Here is a 24,127-nt window from a genome sequence, read left to right on the forward strand (position 1 = left end):
AATACGATAAAGAGGCGAGGACATATGACAGAGAAATTGTTTTACACAGACAGTCACCAGCAGGAATTTACTGCGGAGGTTGTGTCCTGCCGCCCGTGTGATAACGGATATGAGGCAGTTCTTTCAAGAACTGCCTTTTTTCCAGAAGGCGGCGGTCAGGCAGCAGATACCGGAGTGATTGACGGGATCAGAGTATATGATGTACAGGAAAAAGGAGAACAGATCTTCCACTATCTGGAAGGAGAACTGGAAGAAGGAAAGACCGTGACCGGTCAGATCGACTGGGACAAACGTTTTTCACGGATGCAGCAGCACAGCGGAGAACATATCGTATCGGGAATTGTTCATGCACGTTTTGGATATGATAATGTGGGATTCCATTTGAATGATGAGTTGTGCACTCTGGACTTAAGTGGCCCGCTCACGAAGGAGGAGCTTCGCGAGGTGGAAAATGCGGCAAATGAAGCGGTATTTGCAAATGTACCGGTTCAGATAAGTTATCCGTCCAAAGAAAAATTGAAGACGTTGGATTACCGCAGTAAGATAGAGATTGACGGACAGGTGCGTATCGTGACGATACCGGGATATGACGTGTGTGCCTGTTGTGCACCGCATGTGTATTTTACCGGAGAGATCGGTCTTATCAAACTGGTGCAGAGTCAGAATTATAAAGGCGGTATCCGGATCACTATGCTGTGCGGAAGAAGGGCACTGAAGGATTATCAGCAGAAAGAAGAAAGCGTGAAGGCGATCATGGGAAGCCTTTCAGCGAAGGAAGAATTGATTGCTGAGGCAGTTGAACGCGTAAAAGAGGAATGTACACAGCTGAAGAGTGAACTTGCAGAGACAAGATATCAGATTCTTGAAGCACAGGCAGAAAAAATTCCGGATGGACAGAAAAAGGTCTGTATTTTTGATAGCAAATTAAGTGGGAATGAACCACGTGAGCTTATGAACCTTGTACTGAAAAAAGGAACAGAAGTATGTGCGGTATTTGCAGGAAACGAAGAGAGTGGATATCGTTATGTGATCGGCAGTGAGACAGAGGATGTGCGCCCGTACAGCAAGATCCTCAAAGAACAGTTTGACGGAAGAGGCGGTGGAAAACCGGTCATGGTACAGGGTTCTGTAAATGGAAGTGAAGAGGCAATCCGAAAAGTTTTTGAGTAAGAGAAGGCGGAGATGAAGAATGCGAGACAGGAAAACAGGGAGAATTATCTGGTATTTGTTCAGTGCGGTTCTGATCAAATGGGGCGTTGAGATTGCAGTCGCTACATTTGCCCTTTCCTGTGGTCTGCACAGCAACATGGGAATCGGGGCGATATCTTCGATCATTACGATTCCGATGATTGGGTGGATCTACAGGAAGGATCAGGGACGTTACGAAAAAGAGCAGGAATCCTGGTGGAAATATAAAGCCGCTTCCGGATACGGAATGTGGTTTGTCATGCTTCTTGGCGCAGTGACTGCATGTGTGGCAATGAATGATATTGTCATGTTGATGAATATGCAGAAGATCAGCAGAGTTTACCAGAGCATGGAGCAGACCATCTACAGTACGCCACGCTGGCTTCAGATGGTGGGAGCCGGAATGCTGGCTCCGATTGCGGAAGAACTTGTTTATCGGGGCATGATCTATCGGCGGATGAGAGAGAGCCTCACAGCCATGCAGGCAGGTGTGTTTGTGTCAATCCTGTTTGGAGTGGGGCATGGTAATCTGCCACAGGGACTTTACGCGATGGTACTTGGATTTCTGCTTGCCGGTATTTATGAGAAATTCCGGAATATTGCAGCTCCAGTCCTGTTCCATATTGTTGTGAATATTACGTCATTATTGCTTTCGTGGTATGGAGGCTTTGAATGGATCCTGGGAACAGAGGGAAAAGCAGTTGGAATTACTGTACTGGCTACGTTGATTACTGTTATAATTTATGTAAAAATAAAAAATATAAGACAGGAAATACGATAATTAACTGAAAAATACTGGAAAAGTTCGCGAAATAAATAATATCTGACAATTTCTGTATAATTAGGGGTTTACTTTTGCAGACAAATGCTGTATAGTGTTAAATCATAAAAGCAACAACAAAACCGTTTTACAGAAAGGGCAGGTTATATGAGCGTAATACAACAAAATACAGAACAAGGCTTATACAGCCCTGATTTTGAGCATGACAACTGCGGTATCGGAGCTGTTGTGAACATCAAAGGGCAAAAGAGTCATGATACAGTCGCAAATGCGCTGAAAATCGTAGAAAATCTTGAACATAGAGCTGGCAAGGATGCCGAAGGGAAGACAGGAGACGGTGTAGGAATACTGTTACAGATTTCGCACAAGTTCTTTACAAATGTCTGTCGTCCCCTCGGCATCTTTTTAGGTTCTGAGAGAGATTACGGTGTGGGAATGTTTTTCTTCCCACAGGACGAACTGAAAAGGAATCAGGCAAAAAATATTTTCGAAGTCATTGTCGAAAAAGAAGGACTGAAATTCCTTGGATGGAGGGAAGTGCCGATCCGTAAAGAGATCCTTGGAAAGAAAGCACTCGAATGCATGCCGTGCATTATGCAGGGATTTATCGAACGACCGAAAAAAGTAAAACAAGGACTGGATTTTGACCGCAGACTTTATGTGGTAAGAAGAGTCTTTGAACAGAGCAGTGATGATACCTATGTAGCATCCCTGTCAAGCAGAACCATCGTGTACAAAGGAATGTTCCTTGTAAAACAGCTCCGGATGTTCTTTGAAGATCTGCAGAACCCGGATTATGAATCTGCAATTGCAGTTGTACATTCCAGATTCAGTACAAACACTAATCCCAGCTGGGAAAGAGCACATCCGAACCGTTTCATCGTACATAACGGAGAAATCAATACCATTCGTGGCAATGCAGATAAGATGCGGGCCAGAGAGGAAAACATGGAATCCGAGCATCTGGAAGGAGAGCTTTATAAAGTCCTTCCGGCAATCAATACCGCAGGTTCCGATTCTGCCATGCTGGATAACACGCTGGAATTTATGGTGATGAGTGGTATGCCGCTTCCGTTGGCAGTTATGATCACTATTCCGGAGCCATGGGCACAGAATGCAACGATGTCACAGAAAATCAAGGATTTCTATCAGTATTACGCAACGATGATGGAGCCATGGGACGGACCGGCATCCATCCTGTTCTCAGATGGAGATATTTTAGGAGCCGTACTTGACCGAAATGGACTCAGACCTTCCAGATATTACATCACAGATGATGACACACTGATCCTTTCTTCTGAGGTTGGTGTTCTGGATATCCCGCCGGAGAAGATCGTAGTCAAAGAAAGAATCCATCCAGGTAAGATGCTTCTTGTTGATACCGTTCAGGGGCGTGTAATCGACGACCAGGAACTGAAAGAAGAATATGCGGCAAGACAGCCTTATGGCGAATGGTTGAACAGTCAGTTGGTCAATTTAAGCGATTTAAAGATCCCGAATCAAAAAGTACCGCAGTATTCTAGAGAAGAATGCCAGAGACTGCAGAAAGCATTTGGATATTCTTACGAAGAAGTGAAGACTTCTATTTTAAATATGGCAATGAATGGAAGCGAAGGAATCGGAGCCATGGGTATCGATGCACCACTTGCCGTTCTTTCTGAGCAACATCAGTCTCTGTTTGGATATTTCAAACAGTTATTTGCACAGGTAACGAACCCGCCGATCGACGCGATCCGTGAAAAAATCGTGACTTCGACAACGGTATATGTCGGAGAAGAAGGAAATCTTCTGGAACAGAAAGAAGAAAACTGTCATGTACTAAAGATCAACGATCCGATCCTGACAGATACCGATCTCCTGAAGATCCGTAACATGAAAGTCGACGGTTTCCGTGTGGCAGAAATTTCTACTACCTATTATAAAAATTCCAGCCTGGAAAAAGCGATCGATTATCTGTTTATTCAGGTAGACCGTGCGATCCGTGAAGGTATGAATATCCTGATCTTAAGCGACAGAGGTGTTGATGAATATCATATTGCGATCCCGTCTCTGCTTGCAACCTCAGCGGTTCATCAGCATCTGGTAAGAACTAAGAGAAGAACAGAGGTTGCCATGATCCTTGAGACCGGAGAACCAAGAGAAGTACATCATTTCGCAACGCTTTTGGGATATGGTGCATCTGCGATCAACCCGTATCTTGCACATGAATCGATCAAACAGCTGATCGATACAGATATGCTTCAGAAAGATTATTATGCAGCAGTCAATGACTATAATGAAGCTGTTATAAGCGGAATTGTCAAAATTGCATCGAAGATGGGAATTTCCACGATCCAGTCTTATCAGGGATCCATGATCTTTGAAGCGATTGGATTAAAACCGGAATTCATTGAAAAATATTTCACCGGAACTGTCAGCCGTGTCGGTGGTATCGGACTGGAAGAAATTGCAAAAGATTATATGGCAAGGCATTCCGAGGCCTTTGATCCGCTGGGACTTTCCGTAGATCTGACGTTGAACAGTGTGGGACAGCACAAGTCGAAGAGCGGTGGTGAAAAGCATCTGTACAACCCGAGAACGATCCATATGCTCCAGCAGTCCACAAGGCGCGGGGATTATGAAATGTTCAAGCAGTACACGCAGATGGTTGATGAAGAATCCAAAGGAATCACACTCCGTGGACAGATGGACTTCAATTATCCAAAGAAAGGAGTTCCGCTTTCAGAAGTAGAGAGTGTGGATTCGATCGTGACCAGATTCAAGACCGGTGCAATGTCTTACGGATCGATTTCAAAGGAAGCACACGAAACCCTTGCCCTTGCAATGAATGCACTGCACGGTAAGTCAAACTCCGGTGAAGGCGGAGAGGATATCGAGCGCCTTGGAACCGACAGAGGCTCTGCGATCAAACAGGTTGCCAGTGGACGTTTTGGTGTTACAAGCAGATATCTTGTCAGTGCAAAAGAGATCCAGATCAAGATGGCGCAGGGAGCAAAACCTGGAGAAGGTGGACATCTGCCGGGGGGAAAGGTTTACCCTTGGGTAGCAAAAACCAGACATTCTACGCCGGGTGTGGGACTGATCTCACCGCCGCCGCATCACGATATTTACTCGATCGAAGATCTGGCACAGCTGATCTATGACTGTAAAAATGCAAACAAGGATGCAAGAATTTCTGTCAAACTGGTCTCTGAAGCCGGTGTCGGAACGGTTGCAGCGGGTGTTGCAAAAGCTGGGGCCGGACTGGTTCTGATCTCCGGTTATGACGGAGGTACAGGAGCAGCACCGAGAAGTTCTATCCATAATACCGGACTTCCGTGGGAGCTTGGACTTTCTGAAACACATCAGACACTGATCCAGAACGGACTGAGAGAAAGAGTCCGTATCGAGACAGACGGTAAGCTGATGAGTGGTCGTGATGTGGCGATTGCAGCACTTCTCGGTGCAGAGGAATTTGGATTTGCGACGGCACCGCTTGTAACCATGGGGTGCGTAATGATGCGTGTATGTAACCTGGATACCTGTCCGGTCGGAATTGCAACCCAGAATCCGGAACTGAGAAAGAGATTTGCCGGAAAACCAGAATATGTCATCAATTTCATGCGTTTTATCGCGGAAGAATTAAGAGAATATATGGCAAAACTTGGTATTCGTACTGTGGATGAACTGGTGGGAAGGACAGACCTTCTGAAAGTGAGAGATGTGCCGACATCCAAACGTGCCGCAACACTGGATCTTTCCAGAATCCTCAATAATCCGTATGCAAAAGAGAAGAAAGGCATGATCTTCAATCCGAAGAAAGTCTTTGATTTTGAACTAAATAAAACACTGGATGAAAGAGTTCTGGTAAAGGAACTTCTCCCGTCACTGGAAAAGAAACAGAAGAGAATCCTGGAGCTGGATGTAAAAAATACAGACCGTACATTCGGCACAATCTTCGGTTCTGAGATTACAAGACGTTATCCGGACGGACTGGAAGAAGACAGCTATGTGCTGAAATGTAAGGGCGCAGGCGGACAGTCATTCGGAGCATTTATACCAAAAGGTCTGACACTGGAACTGACCGGTGACAGCAATGATTACTTTGGAAAAGGACTTTCCGGTGGTAAACTGATCGTTTATCCGCCGACTGGTGTGAAATTTAAAGCTGATGAAAATATTATTATTGGTAACGTAGCGCTTTATGGTGCAACAAGCGGAAAAGCCTATATCAATGGTGTGGCAGGCGAACGTTTCTGTGTCCGTAACTCCGGAGCAACAGCGGTTGTAGAAGGGGTCGGTGATCATGGATGCGAATATATGACTGGTGGACGGGTTGCAATTCTTGGCAAGACCGGAAAGAACTTTGCAGCAGGTATGAGTGGCGGTGTTGCTTACGTTCTGGATATGGACAGTGATCTTTATACAAAAGTCAACAAACAGATGGTTAATATCGAAAAAGTAACATCTAAGTTCGATGTATCTGAATTGAAAGGTATGATCGAAGAACATGTAGCAGCAACCAATTCCGAGACGGGAAAAGAAATCCTGGATCATTTCAAAGAATACCTGCCGAAGTTTAAGAAGATCATTCCGCGTGATTACGAGAGAATGCTGACCCGCATCCTTCAGCTGGAAGAAAAAGGTCTCAGCAGCGAACAGGCAAAAACCGAAGCATTTTATGCGATCAAAGAAGGAAGATAGGAGGCCAAAAACGTGGGAAAAGCAACAGGATTTATGGATTATGACAGACGCGATGCAGAGTGCGAATCTCCAAAAGAGAGAATTAAGCATTTCCGGGAATTCCACACGCCTCTGTCAAAAGAAGAGCAGGAAATACAGGGCGCCAGATGTATGGCATGCGGCGTCCCGTTCTGCCAGGCGGGACAGATGATCGCAGGGATGGCAAGCGGCTGTCCTCTGCATAATCTGGTGCCGGAGTGGAATGACCTGATTTATCACGGCAACTGGGAAGAGGCATATTACCGGCTGAAAAAGACAAACAATTTTCCGGAATTTACTTCCAGGGTATGCCCGGGACTTTGTGAGGCGGCATGTACCTGCAACCTGCACGGAAGCCCTGTGACGACTAAAGCAAATGAATATGGGATTATTGAAAATGCTTACGAAAAGGGATATGCAAAAGCATGTCCGCCGAAAGCGCGTACCGGCAAAAAGATAGCGATAATCGGTTCCGGACCTTCCGGTCTCACAGTCGCAGATCAGTTAAATAAACGAGGACATCTGGTAACAGTATTTGAGCGGGAAGATAAGCCGGGTGGACTTCTCCGCTATGGAATCCCGAATATGAAGCTGGAAAAACAGTTCATCGACCGGAAACTTGCAGTAATGGAAGAAGAAGGCATCTGTTTTGAAACTGGCTGCAATATTGGAAAAGATAAGAAATCTGCAGAACTTCTGAAAGCGTTTGACCGGGTGGTGCTTTGTTGCGGTGCATCCCATCCGCGTGATATAAAAGTACCCGGAAGAGATGCGAAAGGAATCTACTTTGCAGTAGATTTTCTGAAATCAACTACGAAATGTCTCTGGAAAAATGAGATGCAGTTGAAAGAAGGCGAATATATTTCTGCAAAGGGCAAAAATGTAATTGTCATCGGTGGTGGCGATACGGGAAATGACTGTGTTGGAACGTCGATCCGTCATGGTGCAAAATCCGTTCTTCAGCTGGAAATGATGCCGAAACTTCCGGATGAGAGAAGCGCTATGAATCCATGGCCGGAGTGGCCGAGAGTCTGCAAGACAGACTATGGTCAGCAGGAAGCAATTGCTCTCTGGGGACATGATCCGAGGGTTTATCAGACAACGGTAAAGGAATTTGTTAAAGATAAGAATGGAAATCTTTGCAAGGTGGTTCTTGTGAAACTGGAAAGCAAGAAGGATGAAAAGACCGGACGTATGATGATGGCAGAGGTTTCAGAAAGTGAGTACACGGTAAATGCAGAACTGGTGCTGATCGCAGCGGGGTTCCTCGGAAGTGAAGATTATGTGACAAAGGCATTCGGTGTGGAAGTCAATGAGCGCACGAATGTTAAAACAGCTCCGGGTGAGTATAAAACGAATGTGCCGAATATATTTACGGCAGGAGATATGCACAGAGGACAGTCGCTGGTTGTGTGGGCAATCCGGGAAGGAAGAGAAGCGGCACAGCAGATAGATCTGGATCTGATGGGGTATACGAATCTGTCAGTACAGTAATTAGTGGCGTTTGATTTTATGAAGGCGTAGCCCGCCGCAAGGTGTAGGAAGTGGTTCCTGCACCTTGCGGCGGGCTACGCCTTTAATGAAAATGTGCAATAGATTTATTTTTCAGGTACGATTTCTAACCAGTAGCCGTCTGGGTCTTCGATGAAGTAGATGCCCATGGACTCATTTTCGAAACAGACGCAGTTCATTTCTTTATGGTGTGCGAGGGCGGCATCCATGTCGTCTACAGTGAAGGCGAGGTGGATTTCGTTGTCACCGAGGTCGTATGGGCGGTCCATGTCGCGAAGCCAGGTGAGCTCGAGCTGATGAACGGAGCTTCCATCACCGAGGTAGACGAGCTTAAAACTTCCGTCAGCAGCATCTTTTTCGCGGACTACGGTGAGTCCGAGTGCATCTTTGTAGAATTGAATTGATTTTTCAAGGTCACGTACATTTAAGTTGTTATGGTTGAATTTGAAATTCATAGTGGAATCCTTCTTTCTTATTTAGTATTCTAGATTTATTGATTATGAAGTCAGTTTAGCATAAATAATAAGGATTACGCAAGGAATGGTTATTAGGAGTGATAACGAAAATATCAGTATATTATGATACCCTAGTAGAATATTACAAAAATGTTAAATTGTATTGCAAAAAATAGAAAAATGGTATATAATCGACCACAGGGTTAGGAAAATAATTAGTAAAAAATATAGGATGGGTGATTATGATAAAATTTAAACAAGTATTTTTGGCATCTGTTCTTGCAAGTTCAATGGTAGTTACGCCAGTATTTGCAGATGATGTCAGCAATCTGCAGAATAGTAAAAATGCAGCACAGAGTGAAGTGAATTCTCTTCAGTCAGAATTGCAGACACTAATTGAAAAAATGAGTAAGCTGGAAGATGATCTGGTGTCAACAGGTCAGCAGATCACACAGGCACAGGATGATCTTACTGTTGCTAAAGAAAAAGAACATCAGCAGTACGAAGATATGAAGAAGCGTATCAAGTATATGTATGAAGAAGGCAACTCGACTGCGATTGAGACTCTGATCAGTGCTGAGAATTTCTCAGATTTGCTTAACAAAGCAGAGTATGTTCAGAACGTACATAGTTATGACAGAAAGCAGCTTCAGGAATATATTGATACCAAGCAGCAGATTGCAGATCTGAAAGCACAGCTTGAAGAAGATCAGGCGAATCTGGAGTCTATGCAGTCTGATTATGAGGCAGAGCAGACGACGCTGAGTAATACGCTGGAATCTAAGAAAGAAGAAGTCGCAGATCTGGATCAACAGCTTCAGGCAGCTGTAGCAGCAGCTGAAGCAAAGAGGCAGGCAGAAGAAGCTGCAAAGGCAGCAAAAGCAGCTGAGTCAACAAAGTCAAATTCGACCGTTGCATCGACAAGCAACAGTGGTTCACAGACTGTAGGTAATACAACAAATAACAATAATAACAACACAACCGTTACACCGAGTGCACCAAGTACACCAAGTACCCCGACAGTGACTCCGGATACAAGTAATAATAACAGCAGTAGTGATAACGGTGGAAGTACATATGGCAACGGAAGCGCTATTTTAAGTGCAGCAGCAGCATACCTTGGAGTTCCTTATGTATGGGGCGGTACTTCGGGAAGTGGTGTTGATTGTTCAGGTCTTGTATACCTGGCACATCAGGCATGTGGTATTCCAATTACACGTAACTCATACAGTCAGGGAAGTGGCGGACAGGCAGTGTCAGACCCACAGCCAGGTGATGTTGTATGTTACGGAGGACATGTGGGAATCTACGCAGGAGGCGGACAGATGATTCATGCACCGCAGCCGGGTGAGGTCGTATGTTATACAAGTGTTAATTATGCATACCACTGGTATAGAAGATACTGGTAAGTAGGCTGTAAGTAAAAGTTTTTTCACGGAAATCGATGAAAACGTACATAATTCCATGAGAAGTTAAATGTTGATTTTTGATGAAAAATTGAAAAACGTACAAAATAAAAGAGATTTTCATTTGGCATATGTCATTTGAAAATCTCTTTTTTTGAAACTATTTCATTTACATTAGAAAAATTTTTTTTCTGCGACGTCCTTTGCAATAAGGGCAGGATTCCCGATGTCTCTTTTGATAGAAGACTTTATCAGCAGGACTTAAGGGATATTTATGATCAGAACTTCTTTTACAATTCCACCAAACCTTTTGTGAATATGCATCTAATATTTTATCGGGATTTACAAGGTAATAGTTTGCAATAAAATCCCAATCTTCCATTAAATCAGAATGAAGCGCGGCGAAGGATATTTTTCCAGGAAGTGCTTTACGACCGGAACAATAAGGGCAATCTGTAACTCCATTTATAACTTCGATGATTCGAGCAGGATAATTACCGTGACAAGTAGGACAACAATGGATTTTCATCATCAGTTAAAGGGCGCAATATTAGATGCAGTAGATGAAGGATTGATTGAACGTGATCCGACAAGAAAGGCAATAATTAAAGGAAAAACACCGGCAATTAAGAAAATCAAGTATTTGAATCAGTTTGAATTACACAATTTATTGGCATCACTAGAGCTGAAAGATAAGGTGGATTGGGACTATTTTATTTTGTTGGTTGCAAAAACAGGAATGAGATTTTCTGAACTAATTAAGCAATTGCCAGAGGATAAGCCAATTTTTGTTGATGGGGCAGTATACAATTCAATAGTAAACAATATACTTGCAAGACACTGTAAAGAATGCAATATACCAGTAATATCAATTCATGGATTGCGGCATACGCATGCGTCTTTGCTGCTGTTTACAGGCGTATCTATTGCTAGTGTCGCAAGAAGATTGGGACATTCGAGTATGACAACAACACAGAAAACATATTTACATATTATTCAGGAATTGGAAAATAAAGATATTGATTTAGTTATGCGTTCATTATCAAGTTTAAGTTAACGAATTACACGGCTTGCGTTGATTAAGAGTGATAAGAAAATGACCTGATTTATTTATACAAAAATTGGTATAGATAAGTTGGGTCATTTATTGTGCAGTATATTTGATTATGGTAATATAAAGATATGAATTTTCCAAAAGAAAAGAGAATGAAAATGAATTTAACAAGTACAAGTAAATTTGTAAGTTTAATCCTGCGCCATAAACCAGAAACAATTGGAATCCAATTGGATGAACATGGTTGGGCAAATGTAGACGGACTGATTGCCGGAATTTCCAAAACGCGTAAATTTAACAGAGAAATACTGGAAGAAATTGTTCGGACAGATAATAAGCAAAGATTTACCTTTAATGAAGATAAAACAAAGATTCGGGCAAATCAGGGACATTCGATTCCTGTTGATGTAGAATTACCAGCAGCAATACCGCCTGAAACGCTCTGGCATGGAACTGGAGAAAAATATGTTGCATCCATTGATCAACAAGGATTGATTCCAAAGGGTAGGTTATATGTGCATTTATCATCAGACGCAGCTACAGCTACGAAAGTTGGTTCACGTCACGGGAAACCAGTGCTTTATACCGTAAAAGCAAAAGAAATGCATGACGATGGATATAAATTCTATTTATCAAAAAATGGAGTGTGGTTAACGAAAGAAGTACCCGTAAAATATTTGATCAAAGAGGAGCAGTAAGGATGATTTATATAACCGGTGACTGTCACGCTGATTTTACCAGGTTCAATACTAAAATTTTCCCGGAACAATATGAAATGACAAAAGATGATTATGTCATTATCTGCGGTGATTTTGGCGGAGTATGGAATCGCTTTGAAGAAAATAAACATGAGAAGCATTGGATGGACTGGCTGGAAGATCGGCCTTTTACAACTCTTTTTTGTGAGGGGAACCATGAGAATTTTGACAGGCTTTACAGCTATCCTGTAGAAAAATGGAATGGTGGAAATGTACACAAAATTAGACCTTCGGTGATACATCTTATGCGAGGACAGGTTTTTCAACTTTGCGGAAAGAAATTTTTTGTATTCGGCGGAGCAAAAAGTCATGATATAGACGGTGGGATTTTAGATCCAGAAGCCCCGGATTTTAAGAAGAAAAAGAAAGAACTGGATAAGGAATGGCTGCCGTATCGTGTGAATCACATTTCCTGGTGGAAAAAAGAAATGGCTTCAAATGAGGAAATGGAAGAAGGATTAAGAAATTTATCTCAGTATAACAATGAGATAGATTTTATTATCAGTCATTGTTGTGCTACAAGTACTCAGGCACAATTTGTAGATAAGACTTTTTCAGCAGATTCCATGACAGATTATCTGGAGTTAGTGAAGCAGCGGGTAAATTTTAAGAAGTGGTTCTTTGGTCATTATCATGATAATAAGAATATTGGACCGAAAGAAATACTGATATATGAGCAGATTATTCGGATATTGTGAGAAATTATAATTTGTGTATGACGAAGGGAGAGTTTCGACATATGTGTAAATTGATGGAAGAATATGAGAAACGTACACTGAACCGGTTCATGAAAAAACTTACTGTTCCGGGCGAAAAATGTAATCTGAAGATGCGGATGAATCTGCGCTATGCATGTTTCAAATTTCTAAGTATGTAAAAAGAATCACTTATCAGAAAAATAAAAACAACAGGAGGAAACTAAAAATGGAAGTAATACGCGCAAAAAGTGCCGGATTCTGCTTTGGTGTAAAACGCGCTGTCGATACAGTATATGAGCAGGTCGAAAAACAGACAGGAAAACAGATCTATACTTATGGTCCGATCATCCATAATGAAGAGGTTGTAAAGGACATGGAAGCACATGGCGTAAAAGTCCTGCGCGGTGAGGAAGAATTGAAAGGTCTGGAAGAAGGACTGGTGATTATCCGCTCTCATGGTGTTCCAAAGAGAATCTGTGACCTAATGGATGAAAAAGGCATCGAATATGTAGATGCAACCTGTCCGTTTGTGAAAAGAATCCATAAGATTGTTGCCGAAGAAAGTAAAAAAGGCAGCCGGATCATTATCATTGGTAATCCGGATCACCCTGAGGTTGAAGGAATCCGGGGCTGGGCAGGAGAAAATGTAACCGTTATAAAAAATGCAGAAGAAGCAGAAAAATTTGAAAATACTACATCCGGAAGAATTTGTATTGTGTCGCAGACGACATTTAATTACAATAAATTCAAAGATTTAGTTGAAATTATTTCAGAAAAGGGTTATGATATAAGTGTTTTAAATACGATTTGTAATGCAACCAGAGAGCGTCAGACAGAAGCAAGGAGCATTGCAAAAGAGGTGGATGCTATGATTGTAATCGGAGACAAACATAGTTCCAATACCCAGAAACTGTATGAAATATGCAGCAGGGAATGTCACAATACGTACTATATACAGACACTTGACGATTTTGATATGAATCAATTAAGGTCCGTGGAAACAGTAGGTATTACAGCAGGGGCATCCACGCCCAACAATATAATTGAGGAGGTTCAAAATAATGTCAGAATTAACTTTTGAACAAATGTTAGACGAGTCATTTAAAACAATTCATAATGGAGAGGTCGTAGATGGTACTGTAATTGATGTTAAGCCAGATGAAATCATCTTAAATATAGGATACAAAGCAGACGGTATCATCACCAGAAGTGAATATACCAATGATAACAGTGTAGATCTTACAACTGTTGTTTCTGTTGGTGATCCGATGACTGTTAAAGTACTGAAAGTCAATGATGGAGAAGGACAGGTTCTTCTTACATACAAGAGACTTGTTGCAGAAAAAGGTAACGAAAGATTAAAAGAAGCATTCGAGAACAAAGAAGTCCTGAAAGCACCGGTTACTCAGATTCTTGGCGGTGGATTAAGTGTTGTTGTAGATGAAGCAAGAGTATTCATCCCGGCAAGTCTTGTATCAGATACTTACGAAAAAGATCTTTCTAAGTACAAAGATCAGGAAATCGAATTTGTTATCAGCGAATTCAATCCAAGAAGAAACCGTATCATCGGTGACAGAAGACAGCTTCTTGTTGCTGAAAGAGCAGAAAAGCAGAAAGAACTCTTCGCTAAACTTAAAGTCGGTGATGTGATCGAAGGAACAGTTAAGAACGTAACAGATTTCGGCGCATTTATCGATCTCGGCGGAGTAGACGGACTTCTTCATATCTCAGAGATGTCATGGGGAAGAGTTGACAATCCGAAGAAAGTATTCACAGTTGGTGAAACTCTTAAAGTTCTTGTTAAAGATATCCATGATACAAAAGTTGCACTCAGCTTAAAATTCCCGGAGACAAATCCATGGGCTAACGCAGCTGAGAAGTACGCTGTAGGTACAGTTGTAACAGGAAAAGTTGCAAGAATGACAGACTTTGGTGCATTCGTAGAACTTGCTCCTGGAGTAGATGCACTCCTTCATGTATCACAGATCTCAAGAGCACATGTTGAAAAACCTTCAGACGTACTTTCTGTAGGTCAGGAGATTACAGCTAAGATCGTAGATCTTAACGAAGCTGACAAGAAGATCAGCCTTAGCATGAAAGCACTTGAAAATGCAGAAGCTCAGGAAGAAACTGAAGAATAATTAAATAAGATATACAAGGATAGAGACTGATTGAAGTCTCTATCTTTTGTTTGAAAAAAGTGGTAGACATAACTAACTACAGCTGAAAAAAGTTTTCGGATCCATAAGTGATCTCGATAAGTAAGATGAAAAATTTTACCGAATAGTCAGAAAATTCACAAAGAGAGGTCGTAGTAGCCTCTCTTTTTTTCGTAAGGAGACTATTGTGTTAAAAAAACGACAAGATGTACTGGAAAATATACAATAAAATGACGAAAGTTACTGGAATTGTAGGATTTATTTTAGTATATTTATAAGAGAGAAAACAGGAAGGAAGGATATCAAAATGGGACTTTTGACATTTAAAGGCGGAGTTCATCCGAACGACGGAAAAAGTCTTGCGAAAGACAAGGCAATCGTAGAACTTCTGCCACAGGGTGATCTTGTATACCCGTTATCCCAGCATATCGGAGCACCGGCTAAGCCAGTAGTAGCAAAAGGTGACCATGTGCTTAAAGGGCAGAAAATTGCCGAAGCGGGGGGCTTCGTGTCTGCACCGATCTATGCATCCGTATCAGGTACTGTAAAAGCGATTGAACCACGTGTGAATCCGACAGGTTCTAAAGTGAACAGTATCATCATTGCAAATGACGGTCAGTACGAAGAAGTAGAATATCCACAGCCAAAACCTCTTTCTGAACTGACAAAAGAAGAGATTCTGAATATCATTGGAGAGGCTGGCGTAGTAGGTATGGGTGGAGCAGGTTTCCCTACCAGAGTGAAGCTTTCACCAAAAGAGCCAGACAAGATTGATTATATCATTGCAAACTGTGCGGAATGTGAGCCGTATATTACTGCTGATTACAGAAGAATGCTGGAGAATCCGGAACTTCTGGTAGAGGGTATGCGTGTGATCCTGAAGCTTTTTGACAATGCGAAAGGTTTATTTGCAATCGAGGATAACAAACCGGACTGTATCGCAAAATTAAAAGAGCTGACCAAGGACGAGCCTCGTATGGAAGTCAGAGAGATGATGACCAAGTACCCACAGGGCGCAGAACGTCAGCTGATTTTTGCAAATACAGGACGTGCGATCAATTCTACCATGCTTCCGGCAGATGCTGGATGTGTAGTAGACAATGTAGAGACCATCATCAGCATTTACAATGCAGTAGTAAAAGGCATTCCTTCTATGGAACGTGTCGTTACTGTAACAGGGGATGGAGTTGTAAATCCTGGTAACTACAAAGTACTCTTCGGAACCAACCAGAACGAACTGATCGAAGCCGCCGGTGGACTCAAAGAAGGCTGTGAAAAAGTTATTTCAGGTGGACCGATGATGGGATTTGCGATGTATACGACAGATACACCGATCACCAAGACATCTTCATCTATTCTTTGCATGTCAAAAGATGAAGTATCAGCCTGTGAACCGACAGCATGTATCAACTGCGGACGGTGCGTTGACGCCTGTCCAAGCCGCATTATTCCGTCAAGACTGGCTGATTTTGCAGAACGCCATGACGAAGAAGCGTTCCTCAAATTCAATGGTCTTGAATGTGTAGAATGTGGATCCTGTAGTTATGTATGTCCGGCTAAGAGACAACTGAAGCAGGCAATCGGATCGATGAGAAAAACCGCACTTGCCAACAAAAAGAAAAAATAGAATAGAGAGGAAGAGGTGAACAAAAGTGAGTGAACAGTTAAAAGTATCATCTTCACCACATATCCGTTCTAAAGAGACAACCGGCAATATCATGCTGTGGGTTATCATCGCTCTGTTACCGGCAACTTTCTTTGGAATTTACAACTTCCGTGACACACATGCATGGCTGCTTGTTATTGTGACAACAGCAGCAGCAGTTCTTACGGAGTACATTTACGAAAAACTGATGCATAAAAAGATTACGATCAAGGATTTCAGTGCCGCAGTTACAGGACTTCTGCTTGCACTCAACCTTCCGCCGACAGCCCCGATCTGGATGGGAATCATCGGAAGTGTATTCGCGATCCTGGTTGTAAAGCAGCTCTTTGGCGGATTGGGACAGAACTTCATGAACCCTGCACTTGGAGCAAGATGTTTCCTTCTTATTTCCTTCACAGGAAGAATGACAAGCTTCGTATATGACGGCGTATCCGGTGCAACACCACTGGCAACGATCCGTGCTAATATCGAAGCAGGAAATGCAGCACTTGACGGTGTGAACAGCATGGACATGCTGATCGGAAATATTGCCGGAACCATCGGTGAGACATCCGTTATCGCAATCGTGATCGGAGCGATCATCCTGATCCTCAAAGGAATCATTGATCTTCGTATCCCGGGTACATATATTGTGACATTTGCACTTTTCATCGGAATCTTCGGTGGATTTGTAGATGGAATTGGATTCTTCAATGTTCAGTACATGACAGCAGAACTCTGCGGTGGTGGTCTGATGCTTGGAGCATGGTTTATGGCAACCGATTATGTAACTTCCCCGATCACCAAAAAAGGGCAGATCGTATATGGTATCCTTCTTGGATGTCTGACTGGTCTGTTCCGTTTGTTCGGTGGTTCAGCAGAAGGTGTATCTTATGCGATCATCTTCAGTAACCTTCTTGTACCGCTGATCGAGAGAGTTACTCTTCCAAAGCCTTTCGGTAAAGGAGGAGAAAAATAATGAATAAGATTATCAAAAATACACTGATCCTTGCAGCAATCACCGTTGTATCCGGTCTGGTACTTGGAGCTGCTTACGAAGTGACAAAAGGTCCAATCGCACAGACACAGGCAAAGCAGAAACAGGAAGCCTGTCAGGCCGTTTATCCGGAAGCAGATTCCTTTGAGGCAATGGACGTAGATCAGAAAGCTGCCAAAGAAGCAATCAAAAAGATGGGAACGAATGCAACAGTAGATGAAGTCTATTCTGCTGTTATGGATGGGAGCGAAGCTGGTTATGTTATAACAGTAACCGACAAAGATGGTTACGGCGGAGATATCCAGATCACAGTCGGTATCATGAGTGACGGTACGGTAAATGGCATTTCTTTCCTTTCCATCAGCGAGACAGCAGGTCTTGGTATGCGTGCGAAAGAACCAAGCTTTTACAACCAGTTTGCAGGACAGCAGGCTGAAAAATTCTATGTATCCAAAGATGGCGGAGACGGACAGCCGATCGATGCTTTGAGTGGTGCAACTATCACTTCCCGTGCAGTCACAGGAGCTGTCAACACAGCACTTGGATATTACCAGACAGCGTTAGGAGGTAGTGGAAATGAATAAATGTACAGAAAGACTTTATAATGGTCTTGTAAAAGAAAACCCGACCTTTGTTATGATGCTTGGTATGTGTCCGACACTGGCGGTTACAACATCCGCAATCAACGGTATTGGTATGGGACTTTCTACCACAGTGGTACTGATCTTCTCCAACCTTTTGATTTCTCTGTTGCGTAAGATCATTCCGGATTCCGTTCGTATGCCGGCATTCATCGTAGTCGTAGCAACACTTGTTACCGTGGTACAGTTCCTTCTGGAAGGTTTTGTACCTAGTCTTTATGCATCACTTGGTGTATATATTCCTCTGATCGTAGTTAACTGTATCATCCTTGGACGTGCAGAAGCATATGCATCAAAGAACCCGGTCCTTCCATCTGTATTTGATGGTATTGGTATGGGACTTGGATTCACACTTGGTCTTACCTGCATCGGTATCGTCAGAGAGCTGATTGGTTCCGGAAAATTATTCGGATTTCAGGTTATGCCTGATATCTACGAACCTGTTACTATTTTTATCCTTGCTCCTGGTGCATTCCTTGTTCTTGCATTCCTTGTTGCTGCACGTAACAAGATCATGAAGAAACTGGAAGCAAAAGGAAAGAAAGTTGTCAAAGCGCAGGGATGCTGTGAAGGCGGATGTGCTTCATGCGGCGGATGCGACGGACACGTGTTCCCGACAGGTCAGGAAAAGGAATAGGAGGGAGATAAGAGATGAAAGAATTACTTATTATAGCAGTTGGTTCGGCGCTTGTTAACAACGTCGTACTCAGCCAGTTCCTCGGTATCTGTCCTTTCCTTGGTGTTTCTAAGAAAATTGAGACAGCAGCCGGTATGGGCGGCGCAGTTGTTTTCGTTATTACAATCGCATCTTTCATTACCGGTGCGATCTACCAGTTCATCTTACATCCGACAGGATTTGAGTATCTGCAGACCATCGTATTTATCCTGGTTATCGCAGCACTCGTTCAGTTTGTAGAAATGTTCCTCAAGAAGGTTATGCCTCCGCTTTATAATGCACTTGGTGTATATCTCCCGTTGATCACAACAAACTGTGCAGTACTTGGTGTATCACTGAACTGTGTAACAAAAGGATATAACATTCTTGAAGGTGTTGTATACGGATTCTCCACAGCAGTCGGATTCACGATCGCGATCGTGATCATGGCTGGTATCCGTGAGAAGATCGAATACAACGATATCAGTGAGTCTTTCCAGGGAACTCCGATCGTACTGCTTACAGCAGCACTGATGTCCATCGCGTTCTTTGGATTCTCAGGAATCATTTAACAGAAGGAGGACCGTGTTATGAGTATAACAGGAGTATTGATTGCTGCACTTATCGTAGGCGGTACCGGCGTATTCATCGGTGTCTTCCTTGGAATTGCAGGCAAGAAATTTGCAGTTGAAGTAGATGAAAAAGAAGAAGCGATTCTCGCAGAACTTCCGGGTAACAACTGTGGTGGATGTGGATATGCCGGATGTTCCGGTCTTGCAGCAGCTATCGCAAAAGGAGAAGCTCCGGTCGGACAGTGTCCGGTCGGCGGTGCTCCGGTAGCAGCAAAGATCGCAGCGATCATGGGCGAAGAAGCCGGTGAAAGCGTACACGAAGTTGCATTTGTAAAATGTGCAGGAACCTGCGAAAAAGCAAAACAGGCATATGATTATACAGGAATTACAGACTGCCAGATGGCAGCCATGATGCAGAATGGCGGACCAAAAGGATGTTCTTTCGGATGTCTTGGTTTCGGAAGCTGCGTAAAGGCATGTCCGTTCGATGCGATCCATATCGTAGACGGAATTGCAGTAGTTGACAAAGAAGCATGTAAAGCCTGTGGTAAATGTATCGCCACCTGTCCAAAACATCTGATCGAGCTTGTACCTTATGAACAGAAACATCTCGTACAGTGCAGCTCAAAAGATAAAGGAAAAGACGTTATGAGCGTATGTTCCGTAGGATGTATCGGATGTAAGATGTGTGAAAAAGTATGTGAATCTGATGCAGTACATGTAGTAGATAACATCGCACACATTGATCCGGAAAAATGTACAAACTGTGGAAAATGTGCGGAGAAATGTCCGAAGAAGATCATTAAGTAAATAAATAATGAAAAAAAGGATCCGAATGCTGTTTCGGAGGCTAAGAACAAGTTTTTCTTAGGCTTCTGCAAATGCATCCGGATCCTTTTTTTTATTGAGTTCATTCGACTGCGGAAGGATGAAAGGATGGAAAGAGAAAGTTAGGAAAATTTAATTTTTAGAATATCGTGGGGTATGTTATAATAGAAAAAATGGAGAAGGAAAAGAAAATATATTGGTTGACGGTTAGGTGGAAAATCATCCAAAATAGAAATGAAAATAGAGACAAAATACGACATTGCATCATCTGTAAATATTGGCGCAGAGTATGACAAGGGCGTGAAGAAACTCTTTAAGAGCAAAGAGATCATTGTGCCGATTATGGAGATGGTGATTCCGGAATTTGAAGGGTGTTCTCAGGAAGAGATCCTGAATTGTCTGGATCTGGCATCGATTACATCGGATGAGGTTGTCAGTGACGCACCGGTTTCGGAGACGGATGAATATCGGATACGGGGCGAAGATGCAGGGATATTTGATTATCTTAATCAGATATTTGTGGGAAATATAGAAGAAATAGAGACATATTCACATATTGAATGGGAAGAGGAATTTAAGGAGGATGTGGCTATGACGATGACAGGGTTTAGTGATATATTAGTTAGAAGAGGGAGAGAAGAAGGCAGAGAAGAAGGGCGAGAGGAGACAACGGTTAAATTTATCTGGAGTTTACATGAAATGAAATGCACAGATGAAATGATTTCGGAAGCAGTAAAAAGACCGGTTGATTATGTGCAGGATATTTTGAAAAAAGATGCACCTCAGTAAGAAAGTTGGGAATACTTTTGTGAAAAATAGATTAATAGCAGGAATAAAGATGCTTTTACAGGACTTATGGAATATCCGCATTGCGATTCTTGTATTTGCAATTTATTTTGTTATAGGAAGAAAGTTTTTATACAGTCTGTGTCCAATGGTGATCATGACGGGATTTCCTTGTCCGGGATGCGGGCTTACAAGAGCGATGTTTATGGTGCTGCGAGGGGACTTTGCCGGGGCATGGAAAATGCATCCGTTTATTTATGGTGTGATTATTCTGGTGGGATGGTTTGGCATGCGGAGATATATACAGAGAAAAGAAACGAAGAGTCTTGGGAAATGGGTGATTCTTCTGTGCGTAGGGCTGATTCTATATTATGTGTTCCGAATGGTAAGGTATTTTCCGGGAGATGCTCCGATGAGTTATTACTATGGAAGCGTGGGATACCGGGTGTGGGAGATAATTAGAAGTGGAAGAAATTATTTATAGTAGAGTATATAAAAGTGCCGCGAAGTCATCAAAACGATGATGGAGCGGCACTTTTTTGGATTAATTATAAAAACAAATGTCGCTTATCTTCCACATAAGCGACTTTCTTTTTTACCCAGTATTTTTCTACAACATAAATAATGTTATCATTTTTAACATATTTCGTCAAGTTAGGCATAACGGATTTAGGTGCTTTAACTGTAAAACTTTATCAAAATATCGCAACTTTTTTTACTATTTTGACACCCTAATCATATACGGAATGTTCTACCGGTTCGGTCTGATCGATGTACCGGACGAGGTTAAGGAGAATATGAGGAAAAATGATCGAAGCAATAAAAAACAGAAGAAGCATCAGAAAATATAAGAACAAAGCTGTGGACAAGGATGAGTCATTCATTCCGAGACGAAGAGGTGGAATTTAGAAATTTATTTTAGGATATAATTATTACTAAAAGATAATATTGAAAACAATCTTGGATAAGTGGTAAAATCGTTTGGAGGCACAAAATGAAAAAGTATGCGATACCATTGTTGTAATTGAAGTGAGCCTGTTGAAGGAAGAAAGAATAAAAATATCTGAAATAATTGATTTGATATGATACTAAAAAGGAAGGTGATTAAAAATCAAGTTGTACAAAAAAATAATAATTCAAGATTTTAATCAACCAGTAATGTGGCTGATTCCGGCAATCATTTTTAGTGCTTGTCTTGTACTTTTTATTAGTTGGGTGTATAAGAAAGGTTCTCAAAAGCAGGAAAAGGATAATGGAATTAATAAAAAATATAGAATTGCTTGGATATTATTTATTGCCTATATTATTGTTACCTTTCAGACTGTCTTTTTTTCAAGAGAAGCGGGGAGCAGGAAAGAAATTAGTTTAGTGTTATTTGAAACATGGGGACATTCTTTCCATATGCATGCTATGTTTATTGAGAATATTATTATGTTTATTCCTTTTGGTGTATTGTTACCAATAGTTTTTAAACAAGTCAGAAGCGGTTGGAAATGTGTGCTGATTGGTTTTTTATGTTCCTGTGGTATAGAGATCACACAGCATATTACGCAGAGAGGATATTTACAATTGGATGATGTGGTAACAAATACAGTTGGGATGTTTATCGGATGGGCGATATGGAAGATCGTATGCAAGTGTCTCAGAACATGTCTGAGTGAAAAGTGCTGATATTATCCAGAAATAATTTCCTGGAATTTCAATATTCGATTTGCGGGGAGTACAGAGCATTCTGGATAATTGCGGCAGATATTTATGATGAGGAGCCCTTTTGATGTGATAGAACATCAGTGTCTGATTGAGAAGGTAAGTTCGTGATGTTATATCTGCTGGGAAGCTCTTCCCGCGTTAATCCTAGCGCAGGAAGCCTCTCAGCATTTTTTCTTTCCAGAACCGGTACTTCTGATACCGTATCGGCAGATCCATCCAGGTTTTCTTATCGACTATGCTTCTCTGATGTGTGAAGCATTCAAATCCTTCTTTTCCATGATAGCATCCTATGCCGCTTTCTCCGACACCGCCGAACGGCATCTGGCTGGTGGCGAGGTGGATGATGGTATCGTTGATGCAGCCGCCGCCAAAATGGCATCTGGCAAGGACTTTCTTTTTGGCAGCAGGATCTTCGGTGAAAAGATAGAGTGCAAGCGGGTGTGGATGGGATTCGACCTGCCGGATTGCATCATTCAGGTCAGAATAGGTAAGTACTGGAAGAATCGGTCCGAAAATTTCTTCGCCCATGACCGGATCGTCCCAGGTGACATCTTTTAGGATGGTCGGGGCAATGCGCAGGGCAGACGGATCGGACTCACCTCCACAGACCAGATTATCGGCAGCAATCAGGTTCTGCAGCCGGTGAAAATGTTTTTCGTTGATGATTTTCCCATAATCCGGATTTTGAAGAGGCTGTTTGCCAAACTGCCGGTGGATTTCTTTTTCCAGTGCCTGAAGCAGCTGGTTTCGAACAGAAGCATCGCAGAGGATATAATCCGGAGCAACGCAGGTCTGTCCGCAGTTGAGGTATTTTCCGAATACGATCCGTCTTGCGGTGAGAGAAATTTTCGCCGTGGAATCCACGATACACGGGCTTTTCCCACCAAGCTCTAGAGTGACGGGAGTCAGGTATTCGGCGGCATGACGAAGGACTTCTTTTCCAACCGTTTTTCCTCCGGTGAAAAAGATTTTGTCAAAACGCTGGTTTAAGAGCGCCTGATTTTCTTCCCGGCCTCCGGTGATCATCGTTACATATTCCGGCGGATAGCATTCCTTGAGAAGCTGACTCAGAATCTGACTAGTGTGTGGAGCGTAAGCACTTGGCTTCAGGATGACGGTATTTCCGGCGGCGAGCGCATCGATCAGCGGTTCTAAAGTGAGGAGTACCGGGTAATTCCAGGGACTCATGATCAGTACGGTTCCGTAGGGGGATGGCGATTGAAAGCTTTTGGCGGCGAAGTGTGCCAGCGGAGTAGGGACGGTTTTACAGCGCATCAGCTTTGGTAAATGCTTTTGCATCCAGGTAAGCTCGGAAAGCGTCAGACCGATTTCGCACATATAGCTTTCCATCCGGCTTTTTCCAAGATCCGCTTTTAGTGCTGTGTACAGATCTTGTTCATGGCGTTTGAGTGCAAGTTTTAGCTGTTCTAATTGTTTTAATCGAAAAGAAAGCGGAAGTGTTGCGCCGGTTGCAAAAAAATCACGCTGCGTGGAAATCCGCTGTCTGATTGTCTGTTCATCCATGTGTTTTAACCTCCCAGGTATCTGGATATTTAAGTTTCGATTCCTGTTTTCCAAATT

At 42.5% G+C, this 24,127-nt stretch carries 22 protein-coding genes and 1 pseudogene; 20 read left to right on the top strand and 3 right to left on the bottom strand.

All coding sequences use genetic code 11. The features are described from left to right. Positions 1-24 precede the first annotated feature (24 nt). The 4 genes from PGQ33_RS03345 (at position 25) to PGQ33_RS03360 (ending at position 8,164) form a co-directional block, all read left to right on the top strand. Positions 25-1,170 (top strand): alanyl-tRNA editing protein, encoded by a 1,146-nt coding sequence (locus PGQ33_RS03345; protein WP_270205255.1) that lies wholly within the window; start codon positions 25-27, stop codon positions 1,168-1,170. A 19-nt stretch (positions 1,171-1,189) separates the two neighbouring features. Next, on the top strand, positions 1,190-1,969 hold the full coding sequence (locus tag PGQ33_RS03350; protein ID WP_270205256.1) for a CPBP family intramembrane glutamic endopeptidase: 780 nt from the start codon (positions 1,190-1,192) through the stop codon (positions 1,967-1,969). A 147-nt stretch (positions 1,970-2,116) separates the two neighbouring features. Beyond that, positions 2,117-6,652: a glutamate synthase large subunit gene (gene gltB, locus PGQ33_RS03355; RefSeq protein WP_055155606.1), complete on the top strand. Its 4,536-nt coding sequence runs from the start codon at positions 2,117-2,119 to the stop codon at positions 6,650-6,652. A gap of 12 nt (positions 6,653-6,664) precedes the next feature. Next, positions 6,665-8,164 carry a glutamate synthase subunit beta gene (locus PGQ33_RS03360; RefSeq protein WP_270205257.1) on the top strand — a complete coding sequence of 500 codons (1,500 nt, stop codon included), beginning with the start codon at positions 6,665-6,667 and terminating at the stop codon, positions 8,162-8,164. A gap of 104 nt (positions 8,165-8,268) precedes the next feature. Here PGQ33_RS03360 and PGQ33_RS03365 read toward each other — a convergent pair whose 3' ends face one another. Continuing rightward, the gene (locus PGQ33_RS03365) at positions 8,269-8,637 is read right to left on the bottom strand and encodes a VOC family protein (protein WP_117556070.1); all 369 of its coding nucleotides are present in this window, start codon (positions 8,635-8,637) and stop codon (positions 8,269-8,271) included. 242 nt (positions 8,638-8,879) lie between these two features. Between PGQ33_RS03365 and PGQ33_RS03370 the strand changes: the two genes are divergently transcribed. Continuing rightward, the gene (locus tag PGQ33_RS03370) at positions 8,880-10,046 is read left to right on the top strand and encodes a C40 family peptidase (protein WP_270205258.1); all 1,167 of its coding nucleotides are present in this window, start codon (positions 8,880-8,882) and stop codon (positions 10,044-10,046) included. 166 nt (positions 10,047-10,212) lie between these two features. Here PGQ33_RS03370 and PGQ33_RS17125 read toward each other — a convergent pair whose 3' ends face one another. Continuing rightward, entirely contained in the window at positions 10,213-10,575 is a 363-nt protein-coding gene (locus tag PGQ33_RS17125) for a zinc-ribbon domain-containing protein (protein WP_442872446.1), read from the bottom strand. Between PGQ33_RS17125 and PGQ33_RS03375 the strand changes: the two are divergent. The 15 genes and pseudogenes from PGQ33_RS03375 to PGQ33_RS03445 form a co-directional block, all read left to right on the top strand. Beyond that, positions 10,552-11,100: pseudogene (locus PGQ33_RS03375) on the top strand (tyrosine-type recombinase/integrase); the annotation flags it as partial. The gene PGQ33_RS17125 and the pseudogene PGQ33_RS03375 overlap by 24 nt on opposite strands. A gap of 155 nt (positions 11,101-11,255) precedes the next feature. Further along, a complete protein-coding gene (locus tag PGQ33_RS03380) occupies positions 11,256-11,795 on the top strand; it encodes an RNA 2'-phosphotransferase (RefSeq protein WP_195501796.1) in 540 nt (179 codons plus the stop codon). Between the two features lie 2 nt (positions 11,796-11,797). Beyond that, the gene (locus tag PGQ33_RS03385; RefSeq protein ID WP_270205259.1) at positions 11,798-12,553 is read left to right on the top strand and encodes a metallophosphoesterase family protein; all 756 of its coding nucleotides are present in this window, start codon (positions 11,798-11,800) and stop codon (positions 12,551-12,553) included. Between the two features lie 41 nt (positions 12,554-12,594). Then, positions 12,595-12,732: a hypothetical protein gene (locus tag PGQ33_RS03390; protein ID WP_156337624.1), complete on the top strand. Its 138-nt coding sequence runs from the start codon at positions 12,595-12,597 to the stop codon at positions 12,730-12,732. 47 nt (positions 12,733-12,779) lie between these two features. Continuing rightward, on the top strand, positions 12,780-13,634 hold the full coding sequence (ispH, locus tag PGQ33_RS03395; protein WP_270205260.1) for a 4-hydroxy-3-methylbut-2-enyl diphosphate reductase: 855 nt from the start codon (positions 12,780-12,782) through the stop codon (positions 13,632-13,634). Further along, positions 13,615-14,694, top strand: coding sequence for a 30S ribosomal protein S1 (gene rpsA, locus PGQ33_RS03400; RefSeq protein ID WP_008375104.1), 1,080 nt, complete (start codon positions 13,615-13,617; stop codon positions 14,692-14,694). The genes ispH and rpsA overlap by 20 nt, the downstream gene beginning before the upstream one ends. Positions 14,695-15,019: 325 nt before the next feature. After that, entirely contained in the window at positions 15,020-16,339 is a 1,320-nt protein-coding gene (gene rsxC, locus PGQ33_RS03405) for an electron transport complex subunit RsxC (protein ID WP_022220469.1), read from the top strand. Between the two features lie 25 nt (positions 16,340-16,364). Beyond that, on the top strand, positions 16,365-17,336 hold the full coding sequence (locus PGQ33_RS03410; RefSeq protein ID WP_022220470.1) for an RnfABCDGE type electron transport complex subunit D: 972 nt from the start codon (positions 16,365-16,367) through the stop codon (positions 17,334-17,336). Next, entirely contained in the window at positions 17,336-17,938 is a 603-nt protein-coding gene (locus PGQ33_RS03415; RefSeq protein WP_022220471.1) for an RnfABCDGE type electron transport complex subunit G, read from the top strand. Before PGQ33_RS03410 ends, PGQ33_RS03415 begins: the two co-directional genes overlap by 1 nt. After that, complete coding sequence (gene rsxE / locus PGQ33_RS03420) at positions 17,931-18,632, top strand: electron transport complex subunit RsxE (RefSeq protein ID WP_118198360.1); 702 nt, start codon at positions 17,931-17,933, stop codon at positions 18,630-18,632. The genes PGQ33_RS03415 and rsxE overlap by 8 nt, the downstream gene beginning before the upstream one ends. Positions 18,633-18,646: 14 nt before the next feature. Beyond that, a complete protein-coding gene (locus PGQ33_RS03425; protein WP_008375114.1) occupies positions 18,647-19,222 on the top strand; it encodes an electron transport complex protein RnfA in 576 nt (191 codons plus the stop codon). A gap of 18 nt (positions 19,223-19,240) precedes the next feature. Further along, positions 19,241-20,032, top strand: a complete 792-nt coding sequence (locus PGQ33_RS03430; RefSeq protein ID WP_008375116.1) for an RnfABCDGE type electron transport complex subunit B — start codon at positions 19,241-19,243, stop codon at positions 20,030-20,032. A 252-nt stretch (positions 20,033-20,284) separates the two neighbouring features. Beyond that, positions 20,285-20,839 (top strand): hypothetical protein, encoded by a 555-nt coding sequence (locus PGQ33_RS03435; RefSeq protein ID WP_270205261.1) that lies wholly within the window; start codon positions 20,285-20,287, stop codon positions 20,837-20,839. Positions 20,840-20,888: 49 nt separating this feature from the next. Next, positions 20,889-21,320 carry a DUF2752 domain-containing protein gene (locus PGQ33_RS03440; RefSeq protein WP_227084694.1) on the top strand — a complete coding sequence of 144 codons (432 nt, stop codon included), beginning with the start codon at positions 20,889-20,891 and terminating at the stop codon, positions 21,318-21,320. Between the two features lie 632 nt (positions 21,321-21,952). Then, positions 21,953-22,507 (top strand): VanZ family protein, encoded by a 555-nt coding sequence (locus tag PGQ33_RS03445; protein ID WP_270205262.1) that lies wholly within the window; start codon positions 21,953-21,955, stop codon positions 22,505-22,507. Between the two features lie 183 nt (positions 22,508-22,690). On the opposite strand, the gene PGQ33_RS03450 is transcribed toward PGQ33_RS03445, so the two are convergent. Next, entirely contained in the window at positions 22,691-24,091 is a 1,401-nt protein-coding gene (locus PGQ33_RS03450) for an aldehyde dehydrogenase (protein WP_270205282.1), read from the bottom strand. Between the last annotated feature and the right edge of the window lie 36 nt (positions 24,092-24,127).

Origin of the sequence: Coprococcus sp. AM100_B19A, from assembly GCF_027662015.1 — a bacterium.
GTDB lineage: Bacteria > Bacillota > Clostridia > Lachnospirales > Lachnospiraceae > Allocoprococcus > Allocoprococcus comes.